Here is a 1,949-nt window from a genome sequence, read left to right on the forward strand (position 1 = left end):
TCCAAGGACCCGCCCTCACCATCGACACCGCCTGCTCCTCCTCCCTCGTCGCACTCCACCTCGCCTGCCAATCCCTCCACAACCACGAAACCGACCTCGCCCTCGCCGGCGGCGTCGCCATCATGTCCGCCCCCGGGGTGTTCGTGGAGTTCTCCCGGCAGCGCGGACTGGCACCCGACGGCCGCTGCAAGCCGTTCGCCGCGGCGGCCGACGGCACCGGCTGGTCGGAAGGCGTCGGGCTCCTTCTCGTCGAGCGCCTGTCGGACGCGCAGCGCAACGGCCACACCGTTCTGGCCATCGTGCGCGGATCGGCCCTCAACCAGGACGGGGCCAGCAACGGGCTGACCGCGCCGAACGGCCCGTCCCAGCAGCTAGTGATCGAGGATGCGCTGGCCAGCGCGCGGCTGACCGCCGCCGAGGTGGACGTGGTGGAGGCGCACGGGACCGGCACCACACTGGGCGACCCCATCGAAGCCCAAGCGCTCATCGCCACCTACGGTCGGCAGCGGCCCGCCGACCGGCCCCTGCGGCTGGGGTCGATCAAGTCGAACCTCGGGCACACCCAGGCCGCCGCCGGTGTCGCCGGGATCATCAAGATGGTCCAGGCGATGCGGCACGGGGTTCTGCCGCGGACGCTGCACGTCGATGAGCCGACGCCGCACGTCGACTGGTCGGCGGGAGCGGTGGAGCTGCTCACCGAGCAGGTTTCGTGGCCCGACACCGGACAGCCCCGCCGCGCCGCGGTCTCCTCCTTCGGCATCAGCGGAACCAACGCCCACCTCATCCTCGAACAAGCCCCCACCAGCACCGAACCCGAGACAGCACCCACCCCCGTGACACTCCAGCCCGGCACCGAGCTGGAGCGGGCCAGGGACGTGGCTGGGTCCGAGGTGCTGCCGTGGTTGCTGTCGGCCAAGACCGAGGCGGGGCTCGCTGCGCAAGCGCGGCGTCTGGCCGAGCACCTGGACGCCCACCCCGACCTCGATGCCGGTGAGGTGGCGTGGGCGCTGGCCACCACCCGCTCCACCCTCGACCACCGGGCCGTCATCGTGGGCGACGAGGCGACGCTGCGGGAAGGACTGCGGGCGCTGGCGGCTGGTGAGCCGCACCCGGCCGTGGTCACCGGACGCGCCGTGCCCGGCCAGAGCGGCAAGACCGTGTTCGTGTTCCCCGGCCAGGGATCGCAGTGGGCCGGGATGGGCGCCGACCTGATGACCACCAGCCCCATCTTCCGCGACCACATCCTCGCCTGCGAGCAGGCACTGGCACCCCATGTGGACTGGTCCCTCACCGACGTCCTCACCACCCCCGAAGGAGCCGCGGCCCTGGAACGGGTCGACATCGTCCAACCCGCCCTGTTCGCCGTCATGACCGGCCTGGCCCACCTCTGGCAATCCCTCGGGATCGAACCCGACGCCGTCATCGGCCACTCCCAAGGAGAGATCGCCGCCGCCTACACCGCCGGCGCCCTCACCCTCAACGACGCCGCCCAACTCATCGCACTCCGCAGCAAAGCCCTCACCGCACTGGCCGGAACCGGCACCATGGCCGCCATCCACACCACCCCCACCGACCTGAACGACCTACTCCCCGACACCATCACCATCGCTGCCGTGAATGGGCCCGCCACCACCATCGTCGCCGGACCCGACCACGCCATCACCCGGCTGCTCGACGACTGCGAACAGCGGGACATCAAAACCCGCCGCATCGAGGTGGACTACGCCTCACACAGCCCCGCCATCGACACCATCGCCGACCACATCACCACCGCCGCCACCGGCATCCAACCCCAGCCCACCTCGACGGCCATGTACTCCACCGTCACCGGACAACCCATCAACGGCACCGAACTCAACAGCAGCTACTGGTACGACAACATCCGCAACACCGTCCACTTCCACCCCACCATCACCCACCTCACCAGCAACGGCCACACCACCTACATC

Annotated in this window: 1 protein-coding gene; it reads left to right on the top strand. The window is 70.3% G+C overall.

Going from position 1 to position 1,949, the window contains the following annotated elements; genetic code table 11:
• Nucleotides 1-1,949: type I polyketide synthase (locus E1266_RS37010; protein ID WP_132055213.1), on the top strand; the 1,949-nt coding region annotated here is incomplete at both ends.

This window comes from Actinomadura sp. 7K534, assembly GCF_004348575.1.
Lineage (GTDB): Bacteria > Actinomycetota > Actinomycetes > Streptosporangiales > Streptosporangiaceae > Spirillospora > Spirillospora livida.